The organism is Metabacillus mangrovi (assembly GCF_009711125.1).
GTDB lineage: Bacteria > Bacillota > Bacilli > Bacillales > Bacillaceae > Metabacillus_B > Metabacillus_B mangrovi.
The window spans coordinates 72,823-87,666 of sequence record NZ_WMIB01000012.1; the positions used below are offsets into that span (position 1 = coordinate 72,823).

12 protein-coding genes and 1 pseudogene are annotated in these 14,844 nt (G+C 46.5%); 8 read left to right on the forward strand and 5 right to left on the reverse strand.

Annotated elements, in window-relative coordinates; translation table 11 throughout:
- The first annotated feature begins 32 nt into the window (after positions 1–32).
- Positions 33–1,004 (forward strand): aldo/keto reductase, encoded by a 972-nt coding sequence (locus GKZ89_RS12600; protein WP_155112798.1) that lies wholly within the window; start codon positions 33–35, stop codon positions 1,002–1,004.
- Positions 1,005–1,241: 237 nt separating this feature from the next.
- The gene (locus GKZ89_RS12605) at positions 1,242–1,592 is read left to right on the forward strand and encodes a CopG family antitoxin (protein ID WP_194201632.1); all 351 of its coding nucleotides are present in this window, start codon (positions 1,242–1,244) and stop codon (positions 1,590–1,592) included.
- A gap of 40 nt (positions 1,593–1,632) precedes the next feature.
- Here the strand turns inward: GKZ89_RS12605 and GKZ89_RS12610 are convergent, their stop codons facing one another.
- The 5 genes and pseudogenes from GKZ89_RS12610 to selD form a co-directional block, all read right to left on the reverse strand.
- Entirely contained in the window at positions 1,633–2,811 is a 1,179-nt protein-coding gene (locus GKZ89_RS12610) for an SEC-C metal-binding domain-containing protein (RefSeq protein WP_155112760.1), read from the reverse strand.
- A gap of 195 nt (positions 2,812–3,006) precedes the next feature.
- Positions 3,007–3,297, reverse strand: a complete 291-nt coding sequence (locus GKZ89_RS21250; protein ID WP_338324925.1) for a helix-turn-helix domain-containing protein — start codon at positions 3,295–3,297, stop codon at positions 3,007–3,009.
- Positions 3,298–3,314: 17 nt separating this feature from the next.
- Positions 3,315–3,449, reverse strand: a pseudogene (locus GKZ89_RS21605) (type II toxin-antitoxin system RelE/ParE family toxin); the annotation flags it as partial.
- 177 nt (positions 3,450–3,626) lie between these two features.
- On the reverse strand, positions 3,627–4,667 hold the full coding sequence (gene mnmH / locus GKZ89_RS12625) for a tRNA 2-selenouridine(34) synthase MnmH (RefSeq protein WP_162356816.1): 1,041 nt from the start codon (positions 4,665–4,667) through the stop codon (positions 3,627–3,629).
- Positions 4,668–4,688: 21 nt separating this feature from the next.
- Positions 4,689–5,741 (reverse strand): selenide, water dikinase SelD, encoded by a 1,053-nt coding sequence (selD, locus tag GKZ89_RS12630; protein ID WP_155112761.1) that lies wholly within the window; start codon positions 5,739–5,741, stop codon positions 4,689–4,691.
- 130 nt (positions 5,742–5,871) lie between these two features.
- On the opposite strand from selD, the gene GKZ89_RS12635 reads away from it, so the two are divergent.
- The 6 genes from GKZ89_RS12635 (at position 5,872) to GKZ89_RS12660 (ending at position 14,840) form a co-directional block, all read left to right on the forward strand.
- Positions 5,872–6,942 (forward strand): permease, encoded by a 1,071-nt coding sequence (locus GKZ89_RS12635; protein ID WP_155112762.1) that lies wholly within the window; start codon positions 5,872–5,874, stop codon positions 6,940–6,942.
- Between the two features lie 189 nt (positions 6,943–7,131).
- Positions 7,132–7,395: an AbrB/MazE/SpoVT family DNA-binding domain-containing protein gene (locus GKZ89_RS12640; RefSeq protein WP_155112763.1), complete on the forward strand. Its 264-nt coding sequence runs from the start codon at positions 7,132–7,134 to the stop codon at positions 7,393–7,395.
- Positions 7,396–7,417: 22 nt separating this feature from the next.
- Positions 7,418–7,831 (forward strand): type II toxin-antitoxin system death-on-curing family toxin, encoded by a 414-nt coding sequence (locus GKZ89_RS12645; RefSeq protein ID WP_241680239.1) that lies wholly within the window; start codon positions 7,418–7,420, stop codon positions 7,829–7,831.
- 225 nt (positions 7,832–8,056) lie between these two features.
- Positions 8,057–9,550: a TIGR02677 family protein gene (locus GKZ89_RS12650; RefSeq protein WP_155112764.1), complete on the forward strand. Its 1,494-nt coding sequence runs from the start codon at positions 8,057–8,059 to the stop codon at positions 9,548–9,550.
- Positions 9,550–10,710 (forward strand): TIGR02678 family protein, encoded by a 1,161-nt coding sequence (locus tag GKZ89_RS12655; protein WP_155112765.1) that lies wholly within the window; start codon positions 9,550–9,552, stop codon positions 10,708–10,710. The genes GKZ89_RS12650 and GKZ89_RS12655 overlap by 1 nt, the downstream gene beginning before the upstream one ends.
- Positions 10,707–14,840 carry a TIGR02680 family protein gene (locus GKZ89_RS12660; protein ID WP_155112766.1) on the forward strand — a complete coding sequence of 1,378 codons (4,134 nt, stop codon included), beginning with the start codon at positions 10,707–10,709 and terminating at the stop codon, positions 14,838–14,840. The genes GKZ89_RS12655 and GKZ89_RS12660 overlap by 4 nt, the downstream gene beginning before the upstream one ends.
- Positions 14,841–14,844: the final 4 nt, after the last annotated feature.

Below are 14,844 nucleotides of genomic sequence, written 5' to 3' on the forward strand. Positions count from 1 at the left end.
CAACCTGATGAGGGATGGGGGATGCTAACGTGATGAAGTATGTGAAGCTTGGACGGTCGGGTTTGGATGTTTCGCAGCTGTGTCTTGGATGTATGGGCTTCGGGGTGCCTGAACGGGGAAATGCACCGTGGTCGCTGAAGGAAGAGGAGAGCCGGCCGATCATTCAGAAAGCACTTGATCTGGGGATCAATTTTTTCAGTACGGCGAATATGTATTCAGATGGAACGAGTGAGGAGATTGTTGGGAGGGCATTAAAGGATTTCGCGCGGCGCGAAGAAGTGGTTGTGGTAACGAAGGTTTTCGTCCCGATGCGGAAGGGGCCGAACGGAATGGGGCTCTCCCGCAAAGCGATCATGACTGAGATTGACAATAGCCTGCGGAGGCTCGGGATGGATTATGTGGATCTGTACCAGATTCACCGATGGGATCCTCATACACCGATTGAAGAAACGATGGAAGCTCTGCATGATTTAGTGAAGGCGGGGAAGGTGCGTTACATTGGGGCATCCTCTATGCTTGCCTGGCAATTCCTGAAAGCCCAGCATGCCGCAGACCGCAACGGCTGGACAAAGTTCATTTCGATGGAAAACAGGCTGAACCTGCTTTACAGGGAAGAAGAGAGGGAGATGCTGCCGCTGTGCAAAGAAGAAGGCATCGGGGTCACGCCCTATCTCCCGTTGGCGGCCGGCCGCCTGACAAGAGACTGGGATGAGCAGACGGCAAGGTCAGAAAGGGATCAGATCGCAAAGGGGCTATTTGCCAAATCTGAGGAAGCAGACCGGAAAGTAGCAGAGAGAGTAGCGGAAGTGGCAGCTGCACGAGATATCCCGCGTGCTCAAGTTGCACTGGCCTGGCTGCTGCAGAAGGAGGAAGTCACAGCTCCGATTATTGGTGCGACAAAGTTGGGTCATCTTGAGGATGCAGTGGCGGCCCTGTCAGTAAGATTGACGGATGAAGAGATTAGAAGTTTGGAAGAGTTGTATGTGCCGCATGGGCTGGTGTGATTAAGGATTTTTATTCTGAAAAAGTAGGTAGATGAATGGAACGCTGATGCAGCGTTCTTTTTATTTTTTCTGGATTGCAGTTATTGAAGCGGATATGAGGTAGTTCAGTCCGGCATTGGTGTTGAGTGTTGATTAAAGTTAGAATGTATATACCAAGGTAGATACGTATGGAATAACTAAGCAAATTAGATACGAAAACAGAACAGATATTATGCAAAAGAAAAGGAGGGAATAAAGATGGACAAGGCTAGAAAAAATGAGAAAAGAATAGATGAGTTAGGAAGAATTTTTATTGATGACTTAAATGAAATTCCTCAAAATATGACAGAAGATGAAACAAAGCGATTTTGGGAGAAGCATGCTATGAGCGAAGACTTGCTGAATGCCACACACATTGAAGATGAGGAAGATTTGCCTTTACCCCGAAAGCAGTCCACTAAGCCCATCAACCTTAGAATAGAAAGCGACCTTCTGTCCCGGCTTCAGAAGGTGGCTGAAAAGAAGAATGTACCCTATCAGACGTTATTGAAGCAGTTTGTGGCAGAAAGGGTCTATGAGGAAGAGAAAAGAGAGAAAATTTTGTACTGAAGCACAAAAAAACCACCCTCCCAGGTGGTTTTTTCACATCCTATTTCCCGCAGCACTTTTTATACTTCTTCCCGCTTCCGCAAGGGCAGGGAGCATTGCGGCTGATTTTTTCTGGTGGCTCAGTGGAGGGTGGTGGCGGTGTGAATACGATTTTCCGATTGTTTCTTTTCGCCTCTCTTTTTTCAATGACCGATTTCCATATATTCAGTTTTGGGTGGTCGACGCCGGTGATGATGCACGTTGCATACAGGTGTTTTTCCAGTTCAAGAAGACCATCGTCATATCCTTCCTCCATAAAGTCTGCCACTTTAGGAATGGCCTCCGTTGAGAGCTGGCTGCATAATGCTTCTGCCATTAGTGTTTTCGCTGTAAGATCGGTTGCTTGATCGAATAGTGATAAAAGTTTTTCGACAGAAAGGTCAGATTTAATATTTTTCATTGTGGCGATGGGTGAGTAAAATTCATTTGGATCCAGTGCGTAGGGAGCGACTTCGGCAATGACTTCATCCGATCCAATTTTAATGAGTGCTTCTTCAAGTTCTCCAATTAAAATTTCTTCATCTCCGCGTAATAGCAGCTTTGCTAAATCCTTAACTAGTGAGTGGATCTTCAGTTCACCTGCAGCATACACAGCTAAGAAACCTTCATATGAAAAATACTCCTTATGCAATTCCTGCTGAATGATTTTCTGAATTTCTTCCGCGGTAATGGCATTCAATTTAATCATCCGGTCATAAATCCGTTTGGCACCGGAGAAAAGATTATGGTCATAAAATCGCTGTTTTTCAATTTCCTTAAGGACGCCAGCAAGTTCCTCCTGAAGTTCTTCAGCTGAAAGGTGATTCAAAGCGATGATGTTCTCCAATGGAACGAGGTATTTTTCATCGACAGACGAACTGATCTCTTCGTAATACTCCTCAATCAGGTCGGAATTTATAGGGGATAACATTAACAGATACCATACAAAGTTATCATCATTTCTTTTAATATGACCTACAAGCCGCTGCATTTCCTTATGTCCGATTTGATAATGTTTTGTATACGGCAAGATTTTATTTGTCATTTTTTGAGGGATGTTTTGATCGTTCGCATCCAAAGCCAGATGGAAGGTCTCTTCATTTCCGAGACGGGCTTTATCAATGGTATGCATGGCGAAATCCTGAATGATTGGGTCCTTGCTTAAAATGTAGGGCTGTATGGTTTTTAGGAAAACAGTCATCGGGTTAATGCTCCTTTATATGATTCTGAAAGAAATTATTTTAGTATTCGCTTATCATCATGATAACAGATGAAAGATTGATAGTCTTGAAGTATTGAACTGGCGAAAATTTCTTAATAAGGGCATTAGAGCTCGCTCTAACCAAAGAAAATCACCTTTCCGGAGCGGAAGGTGATTAGTCCTTTGTTTAACAAGTCAGGATGAAACGACCTCTTTTGAAGTTGCGTTTTCATCTATAAGCGTGAGCTTAAGACCTAATGCTTTTGCAACTTTTTCGAGGGTATCCAGGCGGGGAATAGCCCCTTCTCTTTCTAGGCGTGCAATAGCTGCTTGCTTTAGTCCGGTTCTTTCTGCCAGTTCTCTTTGAGTTAAGCCTAACGTCTTCCGACGAATGATTAGCTGAGCGACAAGTTCAATCTGCTCGATCTCAGATTGATCTAAAGATGTAATTTGCTTTTTGAAGTCAGCCCAATCTATATGCTTCACCCCTTTTCCCGATTAAATTATGTGGTGCCCTGCATTCTTCTTTTGCCATTGATCAGCCAATTAGCCATCTCTTTTTCTGCTCGGTCAATTTCTCTTTGGGGAGTTTTTTGTGTTTGTTTTCTAAAGGTGTGAAGTAAAACGATTTTATTTCCTTCCCATCCAAAGGAAAAAGTTGGTGACTAATATGTTATTATTTATAGCCAAAATATAACTAAATCGTTATATTTTAGTCAATAGATATGATAAATATGAGAAAGCAATTTGACCTCAAGTTTTGTGTTAAGTAAAAAAGCACCTCACTGTTCCCAGCAAAGTGCTTCAATCAACAATCATTTCCTAACCGGCACAGGCAAAACCTTCACCAATTCCCCAAGTGCATCCTCCGCATTTTCCACAGAAATCATGATTCTGTTCTCCTCCGGATACCGCTGGGCGGTATGCTCGTAGCGCGGATCATAATAGTATTCCAGCAGCAGCTCAACCGCTTCAGTGTAGTCCCCGGATTGAAGGGAGGCTTTGATTTGTGCGGCGGCCGGGGTGTGGATCCGGGTTTTGATCCGGTTGAAGGCCTTCATGCATTCGTCGTGGTGTTCCCATGGTTTGTAGTCTTCGACGAGGAACCGGGCGCGCTCGGCTCTTGGGATGTCGAGGAACAGCTGGGTGCCCTGTTCTTTCTTTTTGGCGATGAACTCAGGCAGAACAGCTTTCCCAATCCGCTTGCTTTCCGCTTCCAGGACAACGAAAGGGGAGGTTTGGAGCGGAAGGGTGTCCTTCATCAAAAGAGAGTCGAAGGTCTTCTGATTATGGGGCTCAAGCCCGATCTGGCCAAAGATGGAACCCCGGTGGTTTGCCATTCCTTCGAGGTCCAGGACCGGATAGCCCTGCTCCTTCAGCCTGTGCAGCAGCCATGTTTTGCCTGAGCCAGTGTAGCCGTTCAGTACATAGGCATCCGGCTGGAAGTCAATGGTTTCGATTTTGTCGACAACCCAGCGGCGGTAGGCTCTGACGCCTCCGTCGAGCCGGAACGTTTTGAGGCCCATGAGGTCGAGCACTGTCGCAGACGTCCGGCTCCGCATCCCGCCTCTCCAGCAGAAGACGGCCTTATGTCCGGGGATTGCGCTGAACGTCTTGATAAATTCCGGCAGCTTTGCCGACACGATTTCGAGGCCGCGGTCTTTAGCTGCCTGAACGCCGACTTGTTTATAGATGGTGCCAATCTCGGCACGTTCTTCATCGTTAAAGAGGGGAATGTTCAAGGCCCCCGGAATGGTCGCTTCTCTGTATTCAGACGGGGAACGGACATCCACCGCCGTGATTTTCTTTTCGTTTTGCATCTCTAATAACTGGTCAACCTGTAAGTCCTGAAACACCGTAATTCCGCCCTTCTCCCGTTAAAGCTTCTCAGAAACCGTGATGTGCCCCGGATGATCTGCTGTAACGTCTCCGACTATAGCCGCTTCCACGCCTGCATCGAGCAGATCCTTCAGTAGAGCATCTGCTTCGCTGCCTGCCACGGAAATGAGCAGCCCGCCGGACGTCACTGCGTCACACAAAATGTATTGATCAATCTGATCCATGCTCTCCGGGAAGGTTACGTCTCCCTGCAGATGAGCGAAGTTGTTTTTCGTTCCGCCCGGAATAACGCCTTGTTCGGCAAGCTCCCGCACTCTCGGGAGAACAGGGACCGCTTCTTTTGCAATCCGGACGCCCGCTTTGCTCCCTTTTGCCATTTCAGAGGTGTGGCCGAGCAGCCCGAAGCCTGTCACATCTGTGCAAGCACGCACGTCATACTGTGCCATCGTTTCGGCCGCTGTTTTATTCAAGGTGGCCATCACTTCTGTAACACGGGAGATTTCTTCCTCTGTCAGCAGATCTCTCTTAATGGAAGAAGTCAGGATGCCAACACCGATCGGCTTCGTTAAGATCAATTTGTCACCTGGTTTTGCGCCAGCATTGGCACGTACTTTATCAAGATGGACCGTTCCGGTTACTGCCAAACCGAATTTTGGTTCTTTATCCTCGATGGAATGGCCGCCGACAAGCGTTGCACCAGCTTCTTTCAGCTTATCGCCTGCACCGCGGAGGATGTCAGCGAGAATCTGCTTGTCCAGATCTGCGATCGGGAAAGCAACGATATTCAGGGCCGTAAGCGGTGTGCCTCCCATCGCATAAATGTCGCGGATCGCGTTCGCAGCTGCCACCTGGCCGAAGGAATACGGATCGTCAACGATCGGGGTGAAAAAATCAAGCGTCTGAACAATTGCAAGGTCGTCCGTCAGACGATACACACCGGCATCGTCACTCGTGTCGAGGCCGACAAGCAAATCAGGGTTCGGTACGGAAGGGGGAAGGGTGCGGATAACCTCCTGCAGATCAGCTGGTCCGATTTTGCAGCCGCAGCCGCCTTTCGTTGATAGGGATGTTAATTTTATATTTTGAGTCATTATGACGCCAACCTTTCTATTATCACTCTCTTCATTATAAAATACCTTCCACAAAAAAGCATGGAAGAGGCATGCACCGCTGTAGCCATGATATAATGTGATATTGTTCTTATTCTATAAAAAATGGGGAATGAAATTGGCTCAAAGTGCACTTCAGCAGACCAGTCCGTCCGGTAAAAAAACGGTCTGGCTTGTCATATTGTTCCTTATCATCGCGGCTGCAGGTCTATCTTATGTAAAATGGGTGCCGTACGTTGAAAAATCATGGATCGCTGCTTCCACCCACTCGATCGGCGACTCGATTCTTGGCAGTCCGGATGCAAACGCCGCTCCATCGTGGAGCAGTGCCTGGGAATATACGACTGTCTATTTTAAAGCGGTCTGGAAAGCGGCCATTTTGGGCATCGTCCTTGGCTCGCTTATTCAAGTACTGCTGCCGTCCCATTGGCTCCTTCGCGTGCTAGGGAAAACGACGTTCGGAAGCACGGCAGCCGGTGGTCTCGCTTCTTTGCCCGGTATGATGTGCACATGCTGCGCCGCCCCGATGGCGGTTGGCATGCGGAAAAAGAATGTGTCAGCGGGAGCAAGTCTCGCTTTCTGGATCGGCAATCCGGTGCTGAACCCGGCTGTTCTCGTTTTCATGACCTTCGTGCTCTCCTGGAAGTTTACCGTGCTCCGGCTCGTTTTTGGCCTCATACTGACCTTCGGCGTCAGCTACCTGGCCAACCGATTCATGAAAGAGGACACACCGCTTCCAGCTGAAAAGCTCATGAAAGAACCCGAACAGGCACCAGCCGGCTCTTTCCTTTCAAGATGGGGGAAAAGCCTCGGAACGATGCTGCTCTATGTCGTCCCGGCCTATGTCCTTTCGGTTCTGCTGCTTGGTGCAGCACGCGTCTGGCTGTTCCCGAATGTCGGGGAAGCTGCCGCAAACAGCATTCTCATCCTGATCTTTTTCGCTGTCGCCGGTATGCTTTTCGTCATCCCGACCGCAGCTGAAATCCCGATCATCCAAACGTTCATGGCAGCAGGCCTCGGAGCCGGCCCGGCCGGAGCACTCCTCATCACGCTCCCGGCCATCAGCCTCCCGTCCCTGCTGATCGTCGCAGGCTCTTTTCCGAAGAAAGTGCTCGTTTTTGTAGCCGGATCCACTGTTCTGCTGGGGATAGCAGCGGGATTGATAGCGATGATGATTTTGTAAAAGGGGAACCAATTCTTTTCTGCTCATTGGCGGGAAGGGGTTGGTTTTTTGTTTGCAGGAAAATAATTTACAATTTTAGCAACTCCCTTTATAATGAGTACATACAATTCTTACAAACATGACGTAATATTATTGGTACTGATTATGCATAAATTTATAAAATATAGTACGGAATAGGAAAGGAATGGGATGATTTTAATGGCTAAACAATACTCAAGGAAAGTCTTCCAGCAAGGAAATAGCTTAGGAGTTGGAATCCCAAATGAAGTGGCAAATGCTATGGGATTAAAGAAGGGTGAGGAAATGGAGTGGATTATTAAAGAGGAAACACAAGAGCTAACGTTAAGGAAGAAGGCTGGACTGCCTGAAGGAGTTTCTCCGGAATTTTTGGAGCTGCTGGATGGGGTGCTGACTGACTATGACGAGGCACTTAAAAATCTCAAAGACCGGTAAGGATTAGAAGGGGAGAATTTTCTTGAGAATCAGATATCTTTCTGAAAATGAAGTGTTACTTGCCCATTTTGTGATGATGAATAAATATGATGATAAGGAACAGGCAGGGGTCAAATATCTGGATAAATACCAAGCTATGCTGGCCAGGCCGCAAACAAGTGTATTTGGGGAGGACGCTTTTCCAACACTCGAAGATAAGGCACTATGCTACCTCCATTCTATTGCCTCACAGCATATCTTTCACAATGGAAATAAGCGGACAGCAGCTACAATCTTTGTCCTATTCCTTAGAATGCATGGATACGATATTAATCTAAGCAATAAGGAATTGGAGGACTACATGGTCATGATGGTCCAAGATCAAAAATACAAAACGAATGACTGGCTTGAACAGATGAAGCAGGATTTTGAAGGCAGAATTAGTAAAAGAGGTTAAAACTCCAGATAATGATTGAAATATAGAGTAACCTAAGACTCGCATACACGTAACTTTAATATTAAATAACAAACTGTATGCTGAGTCTCCCCACTTAAAATAAGAAAAATCCCCCATCACTAGCAGTAAGAACCCCAACAAATTAAGATTCAATGGTTAATAGCCATCACCAAATCCTTTATAATGGAAGGATGATTATATACGTAAACGTGATGAGGTGTTTCCATGCAGCCCCACCTGCAGAAAAAGATTAAAGAAGCTACCTATTTGACAGCGGATAAAGCGTGGAGCTACCGGCCGATCCTTCGATATTTTTATATACAGCATGAGCGGATGCGGGAGTTTTTGCTTCCTGAGGAAATCTATGAATATCTTAGCCGTTTTAGTGAATTCAGTGATTATACGGTTGAGTCACTGCAGCAGGATTTAGATTCCCTTACGAGATGGGGGAACTTGATTGCGAGCCAGGAGCATCGCAAGGCGAAGACAATCGATGAATACAAGAAGAAGAGCTTCCGCTATCAGTGCACCCCGTACACAGTCGAATTTGAGCGGATGATGATGCAGCTCGAAAACATGGGAGAGAGCTTTGGCGGATCGCTTGAAAGAACACAGTTTGAGCGTCTTTATCAGGTTCTGGTAACGATCGCCGGAACGATAGCAGACGATCAGATTGAAAAGGACGAAGAAAGTGCGCAGGTATGGGAGGATGCCATGACCTACTTCCGCCAGATCACACAAAATACATCTGACTATATTGCTTATATACATAGTGAAGAAGTAGCCGACCGAATGAAGACAGAAGCATTTTTAGCGTATAAAGATCAATTTACCGCCTATCTGAGGGACTTTATTATTGCCCTTCAGCGCACTGCGATGCAAATCCAGGAACTTCTTTCCCGCTTGCCGGCAGAAAAACTGGAGCCGTTTTTCAAGCAGGTTATTCACCATCAGGAGCAGACGTTTCGATTTGAAACGGAGCTGATTACCGATCCAATGGAAGAGATGATGGAGAAATGGACGAACCTAATAGCATGGTTTCTTGGCAATAAGCATGGGGAGAGTGAGTTTGAACGGCTTCAGAACCGGACGGACGAGGCCATTAGGAGAATAACGAGGACGGTTCAACGTTTAGGCGAGCGCCACCAGCAGTTCAGAAGCAGAAAAAATGATTATTTGCATTTGGCGAAGTGGTTTGACGGGATGGGAACAATTGAAGAGGCCCACAAACTATCATCTGTTGCTTTCGGAGTTTTCCATACGAGGCATTTTCACGCAGATGAAACGGGAACGGAGGATATCTACGCAGATATATGGGATGAAGCTCCAATGGAGCATCAGACAAAACCGAGGATCCGGTCATTCCGGGAAAGAACGCGTGCCGGGAGCATCGAGGACAATCAGGAGAAAATTGCAAAAATGAAACAGACACACCTTGAACAGCGCCGCCGTGAAAAGAAGGTGATTGAGCAGTATATCCAAGGCGGGGAAATTCGGATTAAGGATCTGCCGAAAGTGGAGGCGCATGTGAGGAAACTGCTGCTTGTATGGATTGGCAAAGCGATGGCAAGAGAAGACAAAACGGTAAAAACAGAGTTTGGCAGAAAAGTAAGGGTCATCCTGCATGAAAAGGAGCGGGTCATTTTGGCCGCTGATGACGGAAGCCTTGAAATGCCGGATGCGACGTTCGTGTTCGTTGAAGAGGAGGCGGGTGTTTAATGGAAACGGTATTGCCATTTGATGAAAAAACAGAGGATGCGCTGGGAATTCTATTTGAGCAGTTCTGGGTTCTTCGATCGGATGATCCGGCAGCCTACCATCTCATTCGCGAGCGGGAGCACAGTCTGAAACGGTATCTTTCAGAGAAGTTCGGTTTTGATCTGATCATTCATCAGCATTTTATAAAGCTTGAGAAGATTCCTGTCGATCCGAAGTCATGGATGGGAATTCAGGAATTCACAGAGCCGATGGATTACGCGGTATTTTGCTGTGCACTGGCTTTTTCAGAGCGCCGTTCAGTGGACGAGCAGTTTTTGCTATCCGATCTTACAGAGGACGTTCAAGAGATGTATCCTGGTGAGTTTCCTCTGGACTGGACCAATTTTCAGCACCGTAAGTCGCTTGTCCGGGCACTGAAAAAATTAATGGAACTGAAGCTGATAAAAGCAGTGGACGGCGAGATTGATCTTTTTGCTGCCAGTGAAGAGGAAGAAGTGCTTTATGAGGTAACGGTGTATGCACGATATTTCATGCGTTCGTATCCGGAGGACCTTTTCAGGTATGAAACGATCGAAGAAATTCTTGTGAGCGAATGGAGCAGGCAGCAGGATGAGCGAAGAAAAAGAGTGTACAGGAAGCTCATGTTTTCGCCAATTGTATACAGGGAGAGCGAGGATGATCCGGACTTTGCCTATATCCGGAACTTCCGGAATCGTCTGCGTGATGATTTGGAAGAGCATACTCCGTTTCGGCTGGAGGTATACAAAAACGCTGCCCTGCTCATCATGCCGGAGCGGAAACAGCGCTATACCCTCTATCCAGACCAGCGCGGAATTTCAGACATTTCCCTTCAAATTGCTGCGTGGATCAGATTGGAAAAAGAAAGATTCCAGGCTGATGAAAGGGGAGAAATCCGTATTACCTACTCTGAGGCTGAACAGCTGATTGCGGATGTGAAGGGAGAAAACGGGCATGGCTGGAGCAAGCAGTACCGCGAAAGCTCAGCAGCTCAGGTTACAGAGGAATGGCTCCAGCTCCTGGGAGATTGGGAGCTCGCCTATATGGAACCTGAAACAGACTTGATTGTCCTGCAATCTGGACTTGGCCGGATGATTGGGGTTTACCCGAAGGATTATGTAAAAGAGGAGGGTTCGGCATGAGAGATCAAAACCGCTGGCAAATGAATCGGGCAGGGCTGCTGAATTTTTGGTATTACGATGAGGAGACTTTTGATTTTTCTGATGGAAAGCTTCTCTTAAGAGGAAGCAACGGATCGGGGAAATCTGTTACGATGCAAAGCTTTCTTCCGGTTCTGCTTGATGGGAAAAAGTCTCCTGACCGGCTGGATCCATTTGGTTCAAAAGCACGGAAGATGGAGGATTACCTGCTTGGGGAGAAAGAGATTGTCGACCGGGATGAGCGCACAGGCTATCTCTTCATTGAATATAAACGAAGTGGCATGGAACAGTTTGTAACTACGGGAATCGGGCTGCAGGCGAAACGACATAAGCCTTTGAAATTCTGGGGGTTCATTATCACAGACAACCGAAGAATCGGAACAGACCTTGAACTTTACAAAAAGGAGCGTCAGGGAACTGAACTCAAAAAAGTACCCCGCTCAAAAGCAGAGCTTGAAACACTGATTGGAACGGGTGGGCAAGTCGTCCAGACACAAACTGAATATATGAAACTCGTGAATAAGCATATATTCGGGTTTGAATCGGTTGAGGCGTATGAAGAACTGATCAAATTGCTGATTCAGCTAAGAAGCCCGAAGCTATCAAAAGAATTCAGGCCGACCGTCATTTATGAAATTCTGGAAGCGGCCCTTCCGCCGCTATCAGATGATGATCTGCGCCATCTTTCTGATACAATCGAACAAATGGATCAGACGAAACAGCAAATTGAACAGCTGGAGCGGGAACTGGACTCGCTTGGAAAGCTGAATAAGGCGTATGACCTCTATAACCAGCGCTTTATTGCCGATCAGGCAATGGAACTCAGGAAGGCCGCCAAAAAAGTACAGCAAGAAGAAAAAGACCTTGAAGAACAAAATCAAAAACGAGAGGGACTTGAAAAGGAGATTGAAACCCTTTCCGCAAGGATTCAAGCCCTCAAACAGGACCAGGATACATTCGAAAAGCAGAGACAAAGACTTCAATCTCATAAAGTGTGGAACCTTGAGGGAGAAAAAAACCAAGAGCTGGAGAGGCTGAATCGGTCGAATGCACACTTTACCCGAAGCGACCAGCAGCTTAGCAAATTAAAGAGCTCAAAGTGGAAGGACGAACAGAGAAAAGATGCTATTGAAGTGGACAACGACCATTTAAACAGAGAAATGGAAGACCATCTTTCCGGCATGGAAAGCGATGCTTTGGAAGCATCTTTTGCACAGCATGCCATGAATGAAGAGGATTTCAAACGGAAGCAGAACTCGGGCTTCGATTTTGCTGTTTGGAAGAAAGAAGCTGAACAGCATACAGCCAAGCTTTCAGAAATGGAAGAAAAGCTAAGAATATTCGAGCGCGTGAAAGAACAAGTTCAGAGTAAAAATAAAGAACTTGCGGATGAACAATTTGGCCTCGAGCAAAAAAGACATGAAGAAGCCGATTGGCTTCGGATCTTCGAGCAGGATAAAGATCGCCAGCTGCAGGAAATTTATCAGTGGGCTGAAGCACATCCGGAATTTGATTTGAGTGAAGACACCTTTCAGAAAACTTCAAGAATCCTTTATGCCCTTTATGAGTCTGCTGCCTACAGTGAAGTAAAGGACACCATTTTTCCACATGTCATTCAGGTCCAAAATGGCCTTCGTGACCAGATCTCTGAATTAAACGCTGTTGTAAAACAGTTGAACAATAAAATGGAAGAAAAAGAACAGCAGCTTCAGGAATGGAAGAATAAAAAAGATCCTGAACCAGAGATCCATCCTAAGACAGTAGAAGCTAGACATGCACTAAGAAACTCCGGTGCGGCATTTGCCCCTCTTTATTCACTTATTGAATTTCATGAAGAAGTGCCGTCAGATACCCGGAAGAAAATTGAAGCAGCGATGATTGATAGTGGCATCCTTAATGCCCTTGTAACAGACGGGGATTTTGCCGTCCTGCATGACCGAACGCTTATCGCAAGCCCTAACATGATGGCCCATACACTCGCGGATTATTTAAAGCCGGATCTGCTGGATGGACAGGAGATCACAGCTGAGAAAGTGGACGATTTGCTGCGAAGCATCGTCATTGGCGAAGCCGAAGAAGGTCCTATGTCCATTCAGGAAAATGGGAGGTTTCAAATCGGGCTCATAAAAGGCCATGCAATTCCTGTAGAGCAGGTACGGTATATAGGCCGGACGGCAAGAAAGAAATACCGTGAGGCAATGATTATGCAGCTGCAGGAGGAACTGGCTCATCTGGAGTCGGAAAAAGCGGGCCTTCAGGGGGAAAAAGATGTTGCAAGACAGGCAATGGAGTCTGCAGAGTCGGCATGGAGGCAGTTTCCAAATGATAAAGACTTGCAGGAAAGCCACCTGCAGATTGAAAAAGTCCGACTGGCAATTAAGCATCATCAGGACATTCTGCAGAAGCTGTCCCACCAGCTAAAAGAACTGGATGAAAAATACCGGATGCTCAAGCACAGCATTGGCGAACAAGCACGCTCATTGAATCTCGAATTAAGTGCTGAAGTGTATCAAACAGCCAAAACGATTATGATTCGATATGAAAAAGAACTACCGGGACTTGAAACCATTCATACAAAATTTCTAAACGGCAAAAAAGAAATAGCAGAAATTGAAAGGCGCCTTGATGAAGCGGAAGAAGATCTTCTCGCATTGACTGGAGAAATGAACATTCTTAAGGATGATATCGCCCGCCTCCAAAAGAATATTTCTCAAATCGAGGAACAATTGAGGCAAGCTGGAGCATTGGACATCCGAAAACAGATTCAGGAGGTCCAAGGAAAACTAACGGCTATTCAGAATGCGTTGAGTGATAGCAGCACGCTGCTTCCTAAATTAGAATCAGATTATGCTTATCTGCAAAAAGATATTGGGGAGAAAGAAAAAGAGTGCGCGTTTTGGAGAAATATGCAGAATGCCTGGAAAGCGGCATTTAAGGATGAACTGAGGAGAGGCCTGACAGATAGGGTTTCAGAAGAAGAAACAGCAGAAAGCTTGGCCACCCAAATTGAGAAGAAATATGGGATGCTTCTCAAAGAGAAAGAAAAGAGCCAGACAGATGCCCGCCTCACAAGCGAATTCTTTGATAAACAAAGTGATTTGATGGAGTACCGGATGCGTGATTATTTAAAAAGCCAACCTGTTCCGGAATGGATGGGAGAGCAGGAAGAGGACCGGTTCCGCCCGGTCATTGAGCAGTGGAAGCAGAAAACATCCAGAAGGATAATTGAACTCGATCTGCGCGGACAGCAGGTCAGTCCGTATTTTGTTCAGCAAAATCTTGAAAGCGAATATGCGCGCCAGGAGAGCTTGCTGGATGAAAAGGATAAGGAGCTATACGAAGAAATCCTGTTCAAATCTGTTGGAAGCAAGCTCAGAAGCCGCATCCGCCGAGCCGAGCAGTGGTCCGAAAAAATGAATGCACTGATGGAAAGCCGCAATTCTTCCTCAGGCTTGACCTTCTCCATCAAATGGAGGCCGCGTACTGCAGATACGGAAGAAGAGATGGATACGAAGGACCTCGTCCATATTCTAAAGCAGGATGCCCAGCTTTTGAAAGAACAGGATCTGGAGCGGATTACGTCTCATTTCCGTTCGAAAATCAGTAAAGCAAAAAAGTGGATCGAGGAAAAAGGGGAAGGCCATACCCTGCTGCAAGTACTGAGAGAAGTCCTCGATTACCGCAGGTGGTTTTCATTTGTCCTTTCTTTTCAGCGGACGAATGAGCCGAAGCGGGAGCTGACGAACAACAAATTCTTTACGTTCAGCGGCGGGGAAAAAGCGATGGCGATGTACATTCCGCTGTTTACGGCTTGCTATTCAAGATATCAGGAAGCCGCCGGTACCGCACCTTATATTATTTCACTGGACGAAGCATTTGCTGGAGTGGATGAAAACAACATTCGGGAGATGTTTGAGATTGTCGAACATCTCGGTTTTGACTATATCATGAATTCCCAGGTGCTTTGGGGCGATTATGATACGATATCTTCCCTTTCCGTATGCGAACTCGTTCGCCCGAAAAATGCAGATTATGTATCTGTTCTCCGCTATCGGTGGGACGGGAATAAATTAAGCCTGAATGCTGAGGAAGAGAATCTAATACTCACGTAAGAGG

Coding starts and splice junctions, on each gene's coding strand:
- GKZ89_RS12635 (WP_155112762.1), top strand. CDS start 5,872: ATGAAATTGGCTCAAAGTGCACTTCAGCAGACCAGTCCGTCCGGTAAA.
- GKZ89_RS12655 (WP_155112765.1), top strand. CDS start 9,550: ATGGAAACGGTATTGCCATTTGATGAAAAAACAGAGGATGCGCTGGGA.
- selD (WP_155112761.1), bottom strand. CDS start 5,741: ATGACTCAAAATATAAAATTAACATCCCTATCAACGAAAGGCGGCTGC.
- GKZ89_RS12660 (WP_155112766.1), top strand. CDS start 10,707: ATGAGAGATCAAAACCGCTGGCAAATGAATCGGGCAGGGCTGCTGAAT.
- GKZ89_RS12600 (WP_155112798.1), top strand. CDS start 33: ATGAAGTATGTGAAGCTTGGACGGTCGGGTTTGGATGTTTCGCAGCTG.
- GKZ89_RS12610 (WP_155112760.1), bottom strand. CDS start 2,811: ATGACTGTTTTCCTAAAAACCATACAGCCCTACATTTTAAGCAAGGAC.
- GKZ89_RS12650 (WP_155112764.1), top strand. CDS start 8,057: ATGCAGCCCCACCTGCAGAAAAAGATTAAAGAAGCTACCTATTTGACA.
- GKZ89_RS12640 (WP_155112763.1), top strand. CDS start 7,132: ATGATTTTAATGGCTAAACAATACTCAAGGAAAGTCTTCCAGCAAGGA.
- GKZ89_RS12605 (WP_194201632.1), top strand. CDS start 1,242: ATGGACAAGGCTAGAAAAAATGAGAAAAGAATAGATGAGTTAGGAAGA.